We start from the raw sequence: 15725 nt of genomic DNA, 5'->3' as shown, positions 1-15725 counted from the left end.
GCGCTCACACCCCAGCACCGCGAAGCGCCGCTGCCGCGAGTAGCTCCCGCAAACCTGAGGTCTCGTGTTGAATTTGTGCACGCAATGAAAAGTCGTTAAGGCTGCGGAGAATTAATTCCCGAGCGTGCTGCGCCGATGTGACAGATCCCGTTCCACCTGCCAACAAGGTCGGGGCAGCGTCGAGATGAATCAGATTTTCTGCTTGCCTGATTTGTATCATCAGATTCTGAGCAAGTGCGTAAGCGGATCTTTGCACAACGCTAAGCGGATAGATCTCGCTGTCGACGGAAACCGTGACTTCCCAGCCCATTTTTTTCGAATCCATTCACATTTCGGTGGGAGGATGATGACCGCCTGAGCGGCTTAATGCCACTATTTGTAACCAAATATTAGCCGAGGGCTTAAGATTGGCGGTTTCCCCTTTGTCAGCGCGGGAAATGATACTGAGCGTGCTGTGTTATTGCTTGCTGGTCCTCGTTAAACGCCATTCGTAACTCGACTATCGGCTTGATAAATCCGTGATCAGGTCCTGCTTAGCAATGAGCTGCAAACACATGATGGTGTCTTCCCAAGGCCCGTAAGGACCAAGCAAGGCGAGGAGGTCATTCCCTAAGTCTAGGTATGTAGGCTTAGAGGTTTGATACCAAACATCCCGGGGTCTCATCCAGAGGTACATATGATGCCCTCTATATGTCGCAGGAAAGTGCTCGGCGATTTCAGGTCCGAAATGGAGAAGTTGCATGTTTGTGCCTTCCACTCGTTCCGAGCGCCGGAAGAACATAAGTGGGCCAAAGCCTGTGTCACTTCGACGTTGGTGGTCGCGCCACTCCGGGAGAGGGGATACGAATGAAAGGTCCGCGGCAAAAGGCTCGGCGGGGTCAGGGAGGGGGTAAAAGATGTGTAGGTTTTTTCTAAAAGGTTCTGCATCTACGATCCAGACCATGTTGCCGTAGAAATCCTCCCGACTACGCATTTCTTCGGGTGACATGGCTGAATGTTGTAGCTCGATCACGAGGCCGCTAGGCAATTTGACGTCGGCGATGTGTTTCTCACCTGTGAGGTCGTGTTGCACGACTTCATGGTAATCCTCAGGGAAGTATCGCTTCCAGGCACGGTGCCACTCACCTTCATTTTCCCACCACGGATCACATACACGCCGTCCTTTGTGAGCCCAGTGCCAGACGTTCTGCTCGCCGCATTTTGCGGTCATAGGCGCACCACAAGCTTGGCACCTCCCTTGCAAACCGGGCGAGGGGAGCACTCGGACGCCATCCGCCAGAGCGATTTCCATATCAGTAAATCTCCCGAATTGCCCAAAGGTGGTTAGGCCTAGTGTTGTACAGGAAGCACGTTTCGACCAACGGCTAGGTTGCTAATTTTTCTTTAAGGGGCTTAGCAGCGTGCATGCGAGAGAAATTGGAAGCGTTGCCAAACGCCTACCGGATCTACAGGGCGCTTTCTAGGGATATCAATGAGCTTACCCTGCGAAGCCGGCACGGCTCAGAGGTTGCAACGAAAAGTGCTAGAGAATCGGGATGCTTAAGTAGGACCAATCTTGGAGTCTGAATGTCAATGCAAGTGTTAAGCAGCTGTAACAAGTTGGTGAAGTGGTGATATGGAATTTGAGGCTTATTAAGAATAATTATTATTGAATTTTTAGTTTGGTCTAACAGGATGATTTTAGCTGCTACGCTTCATGTCAACTTGATGAGAAATTTAGGTGGTAGCTATAGTGCACCTTTATATGGATTTTTTACAAAAAATGCGTAGGGCCATCGGACCGTTCAAGTGGGTTCTTAAGCTATTGGCTGATTTTATCTTTGTTTTTTGAATATCCATAGTTGCTCGATTACTTCCAGTAAGTGGCGTTAGTGAGACTGCCGATTGAGTCAAAAACACCATGGTGCGCGTACCCAAAACGACAATTGAGCCATAGCGCTCTTGGATATCAAAATGAAATCGAAAATCATCTATTCCCTCCTCTTTCTCTTCGCTACGAACGCCGCAGCGGAAGGTGTATCATACCCATTCCCTTATATGACAAACGCAACTAATCGAATCGAGATACTTACATCAAAATCACCTGTTCTCGATAGAGGTACTTTGATTGAAATCAATAGTGAAGGGTGTGCCGCGCTAACGCGCCTCGTCAAGGATCCCAATTTCACTCTCGCCATTGATCATCTCGAAAAGCACAGTGACGAATCCTTGGCTTTACGAAAAGCATGGGCGGAACAGGAAAACCTCTTTGACCTATCATTTGTTCCTGTGGAGAAACAGGCCCTTTTGGATGCCGGTTTGGACAATAAAGCAGTGGAGTCTCTGTTATCGGCAATGAGAGATCATCGGGGCTCCGTCACAAGGGGAATTAAAGCCACGGAAATACTCGAACTCACTGAAAAATTTAAGAAGCAGCTCTGTGATAGCGCAGCGGAGCTAAAGGTTACTGAAACGGCGGCGTCGGAAGCCCGGATCGCGAATGAGCAGGCCGCCATTAGGGCTAAAAATTTCAGGGGGATGTCAATTATTGTCGGCGATGCTGGTTTGACTGTGATCATGATTGGAGTTGCAGGTCCCGCTGGAGCCGCCGCTGCAATGGGTGGAGCTTGGGGAGCTGCGTCAGTAGGAGTTGGTATATCCATGCTCACCTGGAAGTGAGCCATTCGCATGGAGGCACGTGGGATTAGCGTCGACCACTAAGGCCCAGCCAAAGGGCGTTTGTCCCTTTGGCACATAAACAAGTGGGATTGAAATAAAAGCGCGGTACTCGGAGGGGGACCTTTTGTGCATGGATGGAAATTTTACTTTATGTAAATCGTTGTTTTTGGTGTAGCGTAAAAGGTCTAATCACTTAGAGATTCCCCATGTCTAAACTCGCTGAATTCCGTCAACTCGAAAAGCACCTGGCAGAGCAACTCCAGGCTCTCGAAGCGCTGAAGGGCGATGCTGGCTTAAAGCGCGAAATTGAATTCGAATCGAAGCTGCGCGCTTTGCTCGCTGAGTATGGTTATAGCTTGCCTAACGTCATTACTTTGCTTGATCCGCACAGTGCCCGTCGTGCACCAGCGTCCGGGGTTAAATCTCCTACCCGCAAGCCTCGCCAAGTAAAGGTCTATAAAAACCCTCACACTGGCAAAGTCGTCGAAACCAAAGGCGGTAACCACAAGACTCTGAAGGAGTGGAAAGCTCAACATGGCTCCGCTACGGTCGAATCTTGGCTGACCAAGTGAGTTTGATTTGAGTACAACAAAGGGCCTTTTAAAGGCCCTTTGCGTTGGTGTCGTATTCCAGCTGAAGAGACAGGGAGTGCCACGGAACTAGCCCAAGTCGTTGGCCTCATGCCGTTCTGGCACCTGGGTCTCTTCATCGCCCCACGTACGGTTAACTCGCTGCCCACGGATTACCGCGGGGCGCTTAGCGATTTCCTCCGCCCAGCGCTGCACATGAGTGTATTCGTGCGCAGAAAGAAATTCGGCGGCTGAGTACACGTTGTCCCGCACCAGTTGGCCATACCAGGGCCAGACCGCGATATCGGCGACGGTGTAGCGATTCCCGGCGAGGTAGGGCGTTTCAGCAAGGCGGCGGTCGAGGACATCAAGCTGCCGCTTGGCCTCCATCGTAAAGCGGTTGATCGGGTATTCGAGCTTCTCTGGTGCATAGGCGTAGAAGTGCCCGAAGCCGCCACCTAAATAGGGCGCCGCTCCCATTTGCCAAAACAACCAGTTCAGGGTTTCAGTACGTCCCGCGAGATCCGTGGGCAGGAAGGCGCCGAACTTTTCTGCTAGATAAAGCAGGATCGAACCGGACTCAAACACGCGGATGGCTGGCTCTGCACTGCGATCCAGCAGTGCCGGGATCTTCGAGTTCGGGTTGATCTCAACAAAGCCGCTGGAAAACTGATCACCCTCGTTGATACGGATCAGCCAAGCGTCGTACTCGGCCCCGGTATGCCCAAGCGCCAACAACTCCTCCAGCAGGATCGTCGCCTTCACCCCATTGGGCGTGGCCAGCGAATAAAGCTGTAATGGATGCTCGCCTACCGGCAACGTTATTTCATGGGTCGATCCGGCCGTTGGCCGATTGATGCTGGCGAACTGGCCGCCAGATGGGGCGATATTTTTCCAGACCTTTGGAGGGACATATAACGCTTTGCTCATGGGACAGACCTCAACGTTTGAATGCTGTGCTCAGGTAGACCGCGATGGGCAGGATTCGATGCCATGATCAATTCGCCAAGCATCCGACCCCATCTGTCAATCCGAGAGTGGCAAGCGCAACTCAGTCTTGAATGGCTGGATTTGCGTGAGGCTAGCGGAGGAGTATGCGAAGTTAGCTTGGTGCCGAAGCACTCAGTCATTCATCAAATCCGCGATTCCACGCGTGATGTGCTCAAGATTTAAATCCAGGGTCGTCAGAGTATTGCGTACGTTGTCGGCTACACCTTCATGGCCGAGTTTGTCTACGCATGAGGCAAGCTCTTCGACCGCCGCTGCAATCGCAATTTGATTCTCGTTGAACCGAAAAAGCAGTGAAGAAATCAAATCATTATTTGGCATGAGCTTGCTCCTTCTTCGAGCAGGAAAGCTTAGCACTAGGTGATGGCTGTCTCCGCTTGTCGAAATGCCTACAGCAAAAATTGACCGCAAAGCGACTTCGACGTTAACTGTACATAAATACAGTATTTGTAGAAGGCGTCTCCATGAGCGTTACCATCCTAGGGCCTCTTGAAGGTGGGGGCATCAAGCTCCCTCATTGTTCCTTTCGTGTACCAGCGGGCTTTCCTTCGCCGGCGGCAGACCATATCGAGCAGCACATTTCCCTGGACGAGATCCTCAATATTCGGGCGCCAAACGTGTACCTGGTGTCGATAGCCGGAGACAGCATGCAGGGCGCCGGTATCTTCGACGGAGACCTGGCAATTGTTGATCGCGCGCTGGAGGCTGATCACAACGATGTCGTGGTCGCATTGCTGAATAACGAACCCGTCTGCAAGCGCCTGAGCAAGCGCGGCAGTCAGATGATCCTGCTCTCGGAGAACCCGAAGTATCCGCCGCGATATGTGCTTGAGGGCGATGAGTTGACCATTTGGGGTGTGATCACCAACACCGTGCGCAGTCATGTCTGAAAAGCCGGCGCCGGTGTTTGCGTTGATTGATTGCAACAGTTTTTACGCCAGCTGCGAACGGGTGTTCCGACCAGACCTCGCACGTGTCCCCATTGTTGTGCTGAGCAATAACGATGGTTGTGTGATTGCACGCAGCTATGACGCCAAGCCGTTCGTGAAGATGGGTGAGCCGTACTTCCAGATCAAACACAAGCTCAAGCAGCACGGCATTGTCCCGTTCTCATCGAACTACGCGCTGTATGGCGACATGAGCGAACGGGTAATGTCCCTAATCGAGTCTATGATGCCGGCAGTGGAGATCTATAGCATCGACGAGGCCTTTGCCGATCTGACGGGCATAGCGGAGCTGGAAGCCCTTGGGCGCCGGATTCGCATTGAGGTGCTGCGTTGTACCGGTATAACGGTAGGTGTTGGGATCGCTCGCACCAAGACACTCGCCAAACTAGCCAACCACACTGCAAAACGCCTGCAAGCGCAAACGGGCGGCGTCGTCGATATTTGCGATTCCTTCAAGCGGGACTGGGTGTTGCGCAATACCGATGTGGCCGAGGTATGGGGTGTTGGTAGACGCATGAAGCTGCATTTGGATGTGTTGGGCATCAAGACGGCGATGGACCTTGCCAAGGCTGATCCGTGGACGCTGCGCAAGAAATTCAGTGTGGTGATCGAGAAGACCGCCAGGGAATTGTCCGGCACTCCTTGTCTTGAACTGGATGAGCCTGATCCACCGAAACAAGAGATCTGTTGCAGCCGCATGTTCGGCAGGCGCCTCACCGAATTGCCGCCAATCAAGGAAGCTGTGGCGACCTACATGATGCGTGCCTCGGAGAAGCTGCGTGCCCAAGGATCGCTGTGCAGGAAAATCCGGGTGAGCATCCGTACGGGCATGTTCAATCCGCAGGAGCCTAAATTCGCCAATGGTGTGGTGGTAGACCTGCCTTATCCTACTGACGACGTGAGGCTGTTGACCAAGGTGGCGGTGGACGCCCTTGAGCAGGTGTACCGTCCTGGATTCAAGTACAGCAAAGCCGAAGTGTTGCTGTTGAGTCTTTGTCAGCAGGGGGAATACACGGATGACCTGTTCGCGGTTTCCCAACCTGCCGATGCGACCCGGGTCATGGCCGTGCTGGACAAGATTAATGGGCGGTGGGGAAGGGGTACGCTGCGTGCAGCCAGTGTGCCGAGCAACCCGGATTGGGGAATGCGTAGGGAGATGATGAGTCAGAGTTTTACGACAAGGCTTGATCAGCTTTGGACGGTGCAGTGTAAATGAATTGAAAGCCAATTTTGGTCGATATCATCACCGCCAGCATGCGGTGTTCATAGTACCTGGCACCATTTCAGCGTTTGCTTTTAGGCCAACTGGTTGTGTCAGTCCTATTATGATCGCTTGACCTTATCCCTGATTGCTTTAAAAAAGTGTCATATCTCCTAAACTGGTTAAGTGTTCATGGAAGAAAATGCTACCATCGAAAATTTTTACATTAAATTCAAATTTGAAAGTATTTATAAAGTAATAATTAAAATCTTAGATTCGTACTATTTGGCATTGGAAAAGCCCGACCTTTTCGAAAAGATCGGGCGATTGCGTCGCAAAGAGGAAAAAGCGCCCCGATGCGTTATTTGGCAGGAGGAGTGGTGAATTTTGCAAGGGCTTCTTTTATCGATTTTTGAGTATCTTCCTCTGTAAGTTTGTCATTAAGAGTTGAAATCGCGGAGGCGGCATTCATTAGCGCTTCTACCATTTGGCCGAACCTCTTAGTGTCAATGTTTTTATTGGTAGCTATGTCTGCAAGTGCATCAATAGCTTTGTTTAGCTCATTTGCTGAAGTGTCTGGGGCAATTGCAGCATCTTTATCATAGGCTGCTGAAGCTTCAAGAAATTGAGTAATTTCTTTCTGATTGCTGTCCCAGACGTCGTCGAAGCAATTTTGAAATCCTTTGTCTTTCTCTAGAGCGGCTTGAGGTGGCGACATTAAAAGTGGTTTGCACCCAGGTATATTTTTGATGTTAAGTTTAGAGTATTTTTCCTGAATATTTGCATAGGCACGATTTACGTTACGTACATCAAGATGGCGTCTTGCACTGGCCGACTCCGAAAGAAATTTCGCATTATTATTAATTGTCATTTTGAGAGATTCTACGTTTTTGGAGTCTGCAAAGAACTCGCGCAAAGCTTCTGCTCTTCGAGCCTCATCAACTTGTTGGAGTACGGCATTAGCCAAAGTGTCGAATATTTTCCATAGTGCCTGAGCACCTTCTATGGCCGCAGGAGCTGCGAACTCTCGTTGACTGGTAGGATATGCTGTGGTGTAGTAATCAATTAAATCGTTATGGCATTGGGAGTTTATTTCTCTATTGGGTGTTGCGGGTATCTCTATTCCGTAGGAATGTACCAGGGCTTTAAGTAGGTCTTCGGTTTTCTTATCCGGCTCGCCAGATACATCTTTCAAACCAGCCGCAATGGAATTTAAATAATTTGATCCATTGGAATACTCTACCGAAAGCTCGGTGGGGCGACACAAGTAGTGGTCTAATTCTCGCAGGCCAGAACCGTTCTGCGGTTTTCCAGATATTTGGCTTCGAACCTTCTGGAATGTGTCTTGGCGAAGATAATCAATTCGTCGAGTAGTGTTGAAATTTGCTAATTCGGTTGTAACAGCTTTTCCAAGCTTTTCCGCTTGCGTTGAAAAAGCTCCTACAGGTTCAACATAACTTATTCGAGGTGCGCACGCAGTAATCATAATTAAGGAAAGGCTGGTGCTTATGATAGTTAGGCTTTTCATTGTTATGTCTCTACTGTTGTGGTGTGGATTTTAACTCCGCCCTGATTTGCTCGATTCTGAGCGCACAATTACCCCCATTCGGGGCGACTCCTAAATAGTGGAGTCCTATCATTTCTCCGGTAATTTTATCTATGATTGGTGACCCGCTTGAACCCTCTTCGGTCTCGCATTGATGATAGAGTCCAATCGGTTTTGAGCAATTCCACGCTGCTTCTTGATCAAGGTCTGCTTTGCAAAGTGGACCTCGTGATACAGCTTTTCCCGTCGGCGAATCGTAAGACCAAATAGACAAAAGAAGTGATGGTTTACCCGACGTGCTGGTGGAAGCCATTGAAACAATAGCCTTTCTATAGTGATCGGATTTAGGCAAGTTTTTTAGCTTTAAGACAGCCATATCCATTTCATATATGTTGGATGAGTTGTTTGTTTTTATGGCGCTAAGCACAATTGCTGGAATAGTTTCGGCAACATCATCTAGGCTATTATTGAACTCGCCGAATTGAACGACTACCTCCCCTTTGGGAGCTGCAACGTTAAACTCCGGCGGAAGGCAATGTCTGTTTGTCAGGATTGTCCCAGGTTCTATTTGAACACCTGTACACCACCTCGTGGGCAGATATGGCGCAGCCCAACGGACGCGCACGATTGCGGCTGATAAGTCCACTATCTTCTTGTTTTCTGGGTTTGCACGAAATTTTGTATCAATGCGTTCTAGGGGGCCACCCTGCCTGAAAAGTGGGGTTCCCGATATATCGGGAATAAACGACTCCCACATTATTTCTTTCAATGCTCCACTTGACTCAATGTGTACAGTTCCAGCGGACCCTATGGGTAACTCAATAGTGTTGGGATATATCTGATAGCGCTCAACTGTATTTCCAGATATTACTGTACGCACTCCTGTTGGATCGATAAGTAGAAGTGACCATGGGTCAGAAGGTATTTTTAGTTGTAGTCGTACAAAGCCTCGATCACTTACTGTGAAATCATTTGAACTTGACTGACTTGTCAATAATTCAAAAAATTTTGGTATTACCTGAGCAATTGCTGGATTCATTAACGACAACGCCGTAATGAGTGAGATGGAAACGAAGAGTCGTTTCATTTAATTTTCCCTCCAGCCTGAAGGTTGAAATGCGATGTCGGAATTAATAAGACTGATGGATACTCGCTGCCCACTTCCATCAAGGCCAGTGAGGCAGGGTTGTGTCACCCCGTCTCCTCCGGGGATGCCAAGCGCTGACATACAAAGGCTCGCAGTCGCGGAGCGTGGCTCTAGAAATACATTTCTAACAATTTGTGGGAATGGATCATCTGTATAGCTTTTTACGTCATTGAAGACGATTGTGTACTGCCTTCTTCCATTATCATTTGCCGTTTCGCGTATACGTAAAAGCTGGCTTACCGCAACGCATTGTGGCGGTTCGGCGTAGCCACTTACGCTAATTAGTGGATCGCTCTGTCTGTAGAATAGGAGTACTCCTCGTTTTGCTTGGCTTTCGGAAACCCTGCAAGTAGCTGGCGGTGAAATTCCTCGGATTTCCTGTATTTGATTTGTTATTACGGTAGCGTCCGCGCGCTCGTCGTTTGTTTTATTGAAGGTGAGCGCTGCCCTAGGAGGTAGTGAAGCAACAGAGAATGCACGAGCTGCATTAACAACGCCGAACCGTATTTTTTGATCAAAATTACGAGTGAGATCCGCAGTAGCATCAATAGTGGCAATAATGTCGTAAGATTCACTAGGCTGATCGAAGCTGTCGCGCATCTGAAGTGCAATTGCGGCAACAACAGGGGCTGCTACAGAAGTCCCACTAGCTAGTGCAAGAGTGGGGCCTGTATGCTCTGTTACAGCAACTGGGAGAAACTCGCCAGGCGCAGCAACACTTACCGTACGTTGGGTGATTTCATATGGATGTCCAGTGCCTGGTTCTTTAAGCATCAACTGGTTTTGATTGTCTATTGCCGCTACAGTCAAGGTTAAACCTAATGAATCAAGGCATGCGGGCCAACTCAAACATGGGAAATTGTCTGTAGGATCTGGATCTTCGTCTATTGGCGCTTCATTCACTAGTATAGGAGCGGCTGCGATGAGTATCCTGCCAGTTGCATTTAGTAAGTGAGTTGCGGCTTGATAGTCTTTGACCTTATAGGCCCGGGGTTTTATGGGTTTTTCTGATGGTGAAGGAGGAGTAGTCTGGAGAGCGGCAACTATAACTTGTTGTTGGCCATCGCGTGCAGCCAAGTTACCAGCAGGGAATATAGCGTTGAGACTGTCGATTTGCAAAAAACCCGGTTCGAAAAAGGGGGATATTTCAATCGAACTGGTGGGGGATAAATTAAGTCTTGTTGATTTACCTAAAAGAATGCTTGCAACGGCCATGGTATGAGCCAATTGTCCTTCAGGTAGGGTCTGTAATATTGATGCACAATCAAGCTCCCACGGGAGGGACTCAGTTGTCTTAAATACTGGGTGATTGGCGGCGGATACTGCACCGTCAGGCCAATTTGGAGGGCTTATGTCGCCGCTAAAAATCCATGTTCGGCTTGGAGGGAACAACTTACTGTCATACTCGACAACTGCAATTGTTCCTTTCTTGGCTTTTTTTGGAGAAACCTCGCTTGGCCAATTGATAAGAGAGCGAGCAGCGATGGCTGCCTGGCGAAGCTGACTATCGGCACATGATGACGTCAAAACAGATTGAGACAAGGGACGAGCCTCAATATCTTCTTCAACAGCGGCACGGCTACCGGCAGTGGTTTTGTATGTGGCGAATGCCTTTCGAAGTGTAGCTCGAATGGACTCGATATCTGTATCGGGAATATTTGGTACAACGAGTCGAATGACCCGTTGCCGTATGATTACTCTTCGTGTTTTGCTTTGAGATGCTTTCAAACCGAACGCCGGAACGACCTCAATCACGCAATTCAAATCATCCTCGCTGTCTGACCAACGTTGTCGTCGGCACAAGGTTCGTTGTTCGTCTTCATTAAGCTCCGATCCCGTGAGCGCAATCGTTGAAGTGATCGCTGAGGTTTCGACGGTAACCTTAACGTTTAGTAAAAGATAATCGCCATTCACCGCTGATACTTTCATCACTTTGTCTAAGAGAGGGGCATCTGAAGGCCAAATCTTAGAGAGAATTGCGGCGTCCCAGAATGTACAAAGTCGGAGGTCCGTATTGTCTTGTTGGCGGCCGCAAATGTTCGCAATTGAAGTGATCTCCGAAGTTTTTCGGATCGGTTCGAAAATGATTTTTGGGTGATCTTTAGCTAATGACACCAACGCAGAGGCTAGCAATTCTGGTGCCTGTGGGCCTCGCATAACAGCTGCTACAGAAAGTGTCTCGGCCGCGACGGAGTTAATGGAATTAAGTATCGAAGCAATTGCGAGAAAGTACGCTATCGGCTGCTTTAAGCGAAAGCCGTTCTTTTTAAAGAAATTAAAAATCCTACGAGAAGAATCCATCATAGACTCCAGACTCGACATGCATGATGCATGCAGTCATTTCGCTGACCACAGCTACACATCTATAAAGTGCATGCAGTGCCCATACGAAATGACCTGACTTTTGGGAAACATTTTTAAACGCTAGCACAACAATCTCATTGTGCCATCTGTCTTCTCCACTTAATGCGTATCTGATTGAAAATAAATGGATTTTTTGGTCGACCCTTGAGTCGCCCCCTCCGGTTCTAACCGTTAGATATTTTTTGCAAAGATCGGGAGGCAGGCTTGAGCCGGCTGACACGTACTCTAGTAAGCTGTGCCGCTCAGTAACTAGGGTGGGAGAGCAGCGCGATGGAAATGGTGGGTAGCGTAGGATTCATGACCTACGTGAATGCTGTAATGGCTTTTGTGGCGTTGTACCTGAGCATACGTAATCGAGGAACTCAGATAGCGATGTATCGGTTGAGCCGGTCAACACACCGGAGCAGCACGAACGATTTTCATGTGATTAGCGCTGAGCAATTAGAGGACTCAGTTTTAGTTAAGCTGGTTTTCTTTAACCCTGGGTCGGTGACAGCAGTAATACAAAGCTTAGCAGTCTATGAAATCCCCCAGCCGGTCTGGTGGTTGCCACGTCGACTCGATTGGTTGCGGCAGAAGCGTTTGGAACACGCAAAATGGTGGCCTGCCAGAGACGAGGAGGAGAATACGCCTCGTTTGTTTGCAGAGAGGTATCAGGAGCTGATGGTTAAAGAAAATCGAGTGATCTTGGTGAGGTTCCCCGGCATGATCAATCGGCTGACTCATGCGTTTGAACTGAAGACCAATCATGGTTCGATCACGACGTGGTATACCCTCGACTTCATAGAAAAAGGATTTGCATACGAATCCCATCGAGATTTCAAATAATAAGCGATGCTCCAAACTAGCAATTAACTGAGGAGGTCTATTTACGATTCCTTTGGCTTGGATCAGGGCTGGCGCCTCACCATCATCCACTCTGACACTTTCAGGACTCCCCAGCCAGCCGGAGAGACCCGCGATGTACTCCTGGTCCAATAGGAATACACTTGCGATCCTTTTCGTTTGGGGCGTGCGACATTGAACTTGTTTGATTTGTTGAAGCTTTGGGACCCGACGTTTAGCGGAAAACGCCAAGGTGCACCTGGCTAGGCACAACGGTGAGGAGCATCCACTCGACGTATTCATTCAGGGGGGCTTTGATAAATGGCAGAGTCGGCAAAGCAATCGCAATTTTAAACTGCCCTTCGTGGTGTCGCTTATCTAAGCCGGCAGTACAACCCGTTGGCTGTTTGCCGGCCTATTTCGGATGATCGATTGCGCAGTGCGAGATGGCCCAAAGCCTGATTACATTTACGACCTAGAGCGTGTGCCCGCGGCAGAACAATGGGTTGGGCGTCTCTACCTGAGTAGCAGCTATACCAAGCGCAATTCTTACCCATACGGTGCGACCTTGGTTGATGACTTGGTGGTTAGTGAGCTGCTCGCCGAACGCCTGAGCATCGGCCATTTCCCCGGCTTCAAGAAGGTCAACCTGACCAAAAGCCAACTCGGTAAGAGGAGTAATAGAGAACGAGAACTTTAGCCATGAGAAAAACTCGTTCATCATTCGCGACCGTATGCCGCGATGAATAAGAATTTCCCATAGATTTCTGTTCGGAGAAACCAAGCTAAAATCGAAAGCTAGGTTCTAAAAAATAGATAAGGCTAAGGTGCTACAGCTATGGAATGCAGAGGATCGACGTATGCTTCAAGACTGCTTGCATACTCCAGAGAAACACAAATGATCCGGCCTCTATCTGAGTGCACAGGCTTTCGAAGCGTTGGCGTATTCATCTCACTATACGCATCGTATAAATTGTGCAAGCAATGAGAAAAGGAATGATGGGACGTTTGTTTCAATGAGTTTTTTTGACAAGCATGGGTGTCCAGCTGATAGCAAGCTCAAATCGCATCAAATTCGCCATTTCATGAACACTTTAGCTCATGAGGCTGGAGTTGATATCGAAATGATTACCGAATGGTCCGCGAGGGCAACCATCGCTCAAACTCGCACATATATTCATGAAGATCCAAATAAAAGAGGTGCTGAGATAGCTCTGAGCCAATTTCCTGAAATTAGCGAAACTCCACAAAATCCTATTAATGAAGAGCAATATCTAACTCTGGATAAAGGTCCTGTCCACACAACGCGATTCGGAGTCTGCAACCACGTCTGGGCACTTTCACCTTGTCAGAAACATGCTGATTGCGTGAATTGCAGTGACCTAATTATGTGTAAAGGCCATAAACGTTCAATTGCGGAAATTAAAAAAGAGCGCGATTTCGTTGCTGAGAATTTCTATGCAGCCGAAGCGAAGATACAATCCGGTCAATCTGTTGCAACTCGTTGGTTCGAAGCCCACAAGGTGACCCTCGCGCGACTGGACAAAATGCTAGCGCTCATGCAGGATCCGCAAATAGAGGATGGAAGCGTCATACAGATAAAGGGTAAAGACTACACTCATGCTCAACGAATACTCTCGCACCAGCGTGAGGAGCCCGAAGTTCACCTTGTTTCAGATGTCAAGTTAATAACCCCATACAGTGATGCAGTGATTGAGTGCCTGAATATTTTACGGGACGAAAAAGATGCCTGACGTTATTACATTAACAATTCAAAAGCAAATCGCAAAAATGATAAGGGAATGGCCACAAAAAGAAAGCCTAACCTGGAAGGGTATTTGTTCCGCGTCGCAGTTCGTATTGGGGTATGAACCTACGCGACAAGCATTAGCTAACAAGCCAATGATAGTTTCGGCCTATAAAACAAAAAAAGATGAAGTTCAATCTCATATAAACTCTTTGGCTACAATAGCGGTGCCGAAAAGTTTACCCGCTGCCATTGAGCAGATATTGAGACTGACGGAGGAAAATAAGCTTCTTGAGGCTCAGTTGAGCGAGATGGCGGAAATGGCCAATCTGATAATACACAACGCTATTAATATGCACGGGCTCAGTCCTTCAAAGTTAATGGCGCCACTTCCAACCATAAACAGGAAAGAGTGAACGAGTCGTTGCTATGCGTGCTAGTTCTTAGCGGCTGCCGAAATGCTTCCTTGCGCTAGTTCCTTCTCGATGTGAGATTTAAATCAATCATAGATGTCTTATAACATTCCTCTTGAATATGTCGTTCATTATAAAGGTCTGCGGAAGACGATCCATAAACCCATCCCATCGAATACTCGCGTTCGCGCTGTGCTTGTAATTCAGTTAATTTTCTTTTCTTTGCTTTTAGAGAGAAGCGGTAATTCCAGTCGTGGCGCAACAGATGGGGGTGAAGATCCTCCAATGCTACGTGCCTTTTCTTTATGTTCGCTAGGCATGAATAAAAAGCTTTGGCAGTGAGCCCCCGTCCTTGTCGTTTACCGTTGAGATGTGTCACAAATAAGAAATCAGAGCCCCTAAATCCTACTCTACCTACTTCGCTGCGCCAATCCTTCAGGTACGTAGCAATTCGCTCTTCCAGTCGTGGCGAAATTCCAATTATACGTCCTAATGTTTTAGCAACAGGTTGCGATAACCTGTCATCGAAAGGGTCATCATGGTTGCGTACTATTCTTAGTGTTGCCGGTGATCCGCCACTGGAGGTTTGAAAGTCATCCAGTGTTAATGCTAACAGTTCACCAATACGCATGCCCGTTTCGTATAGCGTTTCTAAAGCAACCGAATTCCGATATTCAATGCCCATCCTTGTAGGAATTTCTTCAGTCCTAAACGGGTTGTCGAAGATGAACTGCAATGTTAAGCGAACGGCATCTGATAATGCAGAATCCCTAATCCTTTGATCTTCGCGTGAGGAACTTCCTTTTTTGGGCTTATAGGCAAGAATGGCGTCGAGCATTCTTTTTATACTCTTCAGTGTCGCAGGGGCGTTGCAGTCGGTTAAGACCCTTTCCGCAAGCCAACCTAGGTAGTTGGCTGAGACAGTAATGTAGGTTGTTTTCTTAGACTTACATATCGTTTCGTTGAGTCGGCTCCGTTGCTTGACTATGAGATAGGTCACCATATTGGATATTTCCGCAGGGCGAAAAAAATCCTTGCTGGCAAGCCTTTTCTCGATATCGATATCCACAGATGCGGCCCAGGCGTGGAGCTTCTTGATTGCGTACAGATGCTCTTTTTGGCTGGCATGGCTCATGCCCCGCAACATAATCGTCGTATAAGCCGTAGGATAAAATAAGGGGAATGCGTAGCAAGAGAGGTCGTAAAGCTGTGAGTAATGCTCTCCGTTCTTAGCGATGAAATCCCTGACTGTCAGTGTCGTTGACATTTTGGCGGAGTTCCAGTGGGCGGTATTTCTGGT

The 15725-nt window shown here is 48.4% G+C and carries 16 protein-coding genes; 7 read left to right on the top strand and 9 right to left on the bottom strand.

The window, feature by feature from the left end:
* Positions 1-4: 4 nt before the first annotated feature.
* The gene (gene hxsD / locus LOY50_RS16255; protein WP_258688391.1) at positions 5-325 is read right to left on the bottom strand and encodes a His-Xaa-Ser system protein HxsD; all 321 of its coding nucleotides are present in this window, start codon (positions 323-325) and stop codon (positions 5-7) included.
* 174 nt (positions 326-499) lie between these two features.
* On the bottom strand, positions 500-1291 hold the full coding sequence (locus LOY50_RS29150) for a competence protein CoiA (RefSeq protein ID WP_406590864.1): 792 nt from the start codon (positions 1289-1291) through the stop codon (positions 500-502).
* Between the two features lie 662 nt (positions 1292-1953).
* Here LOY50_RS29150 and LOY50_RS16250 point away from each other — a divergent pair.
* Both LOY50_RS16250 and LOY50_RS16245 read left to right on the top strand, forming a co-directional pair.
* Positions 1954-2658, top strand: a complete 705-nt coding sequence (locus tag LOY50_RS16250; RefSeq protein ID WP_258688389.1) for a hypothetical protein — start codon at positions 1954-1956, stop codon at positions 2656-2658.
* Positions 2659-2864: 206 nt separating this feature from the next.
* Positions 2865-3230: a histone-like nucleoid-structuring protein, MvaT/MvaU family gene (locus LOY50_RS16245; RefSeq protein WP_258688387.1), complete on the top strand. Its 366-nt coding sequence runs from the start codon at positions 2865-2867 to the stop codon at positions 3228-3230.
* Between the two features lie 87 nt (positions 3231-3317).
* Here LOY50_RS16245 and yghU read toward each other — a convergent pair whose 3' ends face one another.
* Both yghU and LOY50_RS16235 read right to left on the bottom strand, forming a co-directional pair.
* Positions 3318-4157: a glutathione-dependent disulfide-bond oxidoreductase gene (yghU, locus tag LOY50_RS16240; RefSeq protein ID WP_258688386.1), complete on the bottom strand. Its 840-nt coding sequence runs from the start codon at positions 4155-4157 to the stop codon at positions 3318-3320.
* Between the two features lie 192 nt (positions 4158-4349).
* Positions 4350-4556, bottom strand: coding sequence for a hypothetical protein (locus LOY50_RS16235; protein WP_258688385.1), 207 nt, complete (start codon positions 4554-4556; stop codon positions 4350-4352).
* Positions 4557-4699: 143 nt separating this feature from the next.
* On the opposite strand from LOY50_RS16235, the gene LOY50_RS16230 reads away from it, so the two are divergent.
* Entirely contained in the window at positions 4700-5125 is a 426-nt protein-coding gene (locus LOY50_RS16230) for a LexA family transcriptional regulator (protein ID WP_258688383.1), read from the top strand.
* Positions 5118-6398: a translesion error-prone DNA polymerase V subunit UmuC gene (gene umuC / locus LOY50_RS16225; protein ID WP_258688381.1), complete on the top strand. Its 1281-nt coding sequence runs from the start codon at positions 5118-5120 to the stop codon at positions 6396-6398. The genes LOY50_RS16230 and umuC overlap by 8 nt, the downstream gene beginning before the upstream one ends.
* 346 nt (positions 6399-6744) lie before the next feature.
* On the opposite strand, the gene LOY50_RS16220 is transcribed toward umuC, so the two are convergent.
* Genes LOY50_RS16220 through LOY50_RS16210 form a run of 3 tightly spaced genes read right to left on the bottom strand, consistent with a single transcriptional unit; the run spans position 6745 to position 11377 of the window.
* A complete protein-coding gene (locus LOY50_RS16220) occupies positions 6745-7911 on the bottom strand; it encodes a hypothetical protein (RefSeq protein WP_258688377.1) in 1167 nt (388 codons plus the stop codon).
* Between the two features lie 10 nt (positions 7912-7921).
* Positions 7922-9016: a serine protease gene (locus tag LOY50_RS16215; RefSeq protein WP_258688375.1), complete on the bottom strand. Its 1095-nt coding sequence runs from the start codon at positions 9014-9016 to the stop codon at positions 7922-7924.
* The gene (locus LOY50_RS16210) at positions 9017-11377 is read right to left on the bottom strand and encodes a S8 family serine peptidase (RefSeq protein ID WP_258688374.1); all 2361 of its coding nucleotides are present in this window, start codon (positions 11375-11377) and stop codon (positions 9017-9019) included.
* A gap of 360 nt (positions 11378-11737) precedes the next feature.
* On the opposite strand from LOY50_RS16210, the gene LOY50_RS16205 reads away from it, so the two are divergent.
* On the top strand, positions 11738-12268 hold the full coding sequence (locus LOY50_RS16205) for a hypothetical protein (protein ID WP_258688372.1): 531 nt from the start codon (positions 11738-11740) through the stop codon (positions 12266-12268).
* A gap of 472 nt (positions 12269-12740) precedes the next feature.
* Here the strand turns inward: LOY50_RS16205 and LOY50_RS16200 are convergent, their stop codons facing one another.
* Complete coding sequence (locus LOY50_RS16200; RefSeq protein WP_258688371.1) at positions 12741-12986, bottom strand: hypothetical protein; 246 nt, start codon at positions 12984-12986, stop codon at positions 12741-12743.
* A gap of 295 nt (positions 12987-13281) precedes the next feature.
* Here LOY50_RS16200 and LOY50_RS16195 point away from each other — a divergent pair, with 295 nt between their 5' ends.
* Both LOY50_RS16195 and LOY50_RS16190 read left to right on the top strand, forming a co-directional pair.
* The gene (locus tag LOY50_RS16195; RefSeq protein ID WP_258688370.1) at positions 13282-14019 is read left to right on the top strand and encodes a hypothetical protein; all 738 of its coding nucleotides are present in this window, start codon (positions 13282-13284) and stop codon (positions 14017-14019) included.
* Positions 14012-14428 (top strand): hypothetical protein, encoded by a 417-nt coding sequence (locus tag LOY50_RS16190; RefSeq protein ID WP_258688369.1) that lies wholly within the window; start codon positions 14012-14014, stop codon positions 14426-14428. Before LOY50_RS16195 ends, LOY50_RS16190 begins: the two co-directional genes overlap by 8 nt.
* A 55-nt stretch (positions 14429-14483) precedes the next feature.
* Here the strand turns inward: LOY50_RS16190 and LOY50_RS16185 are convergent, their stop codons facing one another.
* Positions 14484-15692 (bottom strand): site-specific integrase, encoded by a 1209-nt coding sequence (locus LOY50_RS16185; protein ID WP_258688368.1) that lies wholly within the window; start codon positions 15690-15692, stop codon positions 14484-14486.
* Positions 15693-15725: the final 33 nt, after the last annotated feature.

Source organism: Pseudomonas sp. B21-010 (assembly GCF_024749325.1).
Taxonomy (GTDB): Bacteria; Pseudomonadota; Gammaproteobacteria; order Pseudomonadales; family Pseudomonadaceae; genus Aquipseudomonas; species Aquipseudomonas kilonensis.
Note: the sequence above shows the minus strand (reverse complement) of the source record. Positions and strands in the feature narration are given on the sequence as shown.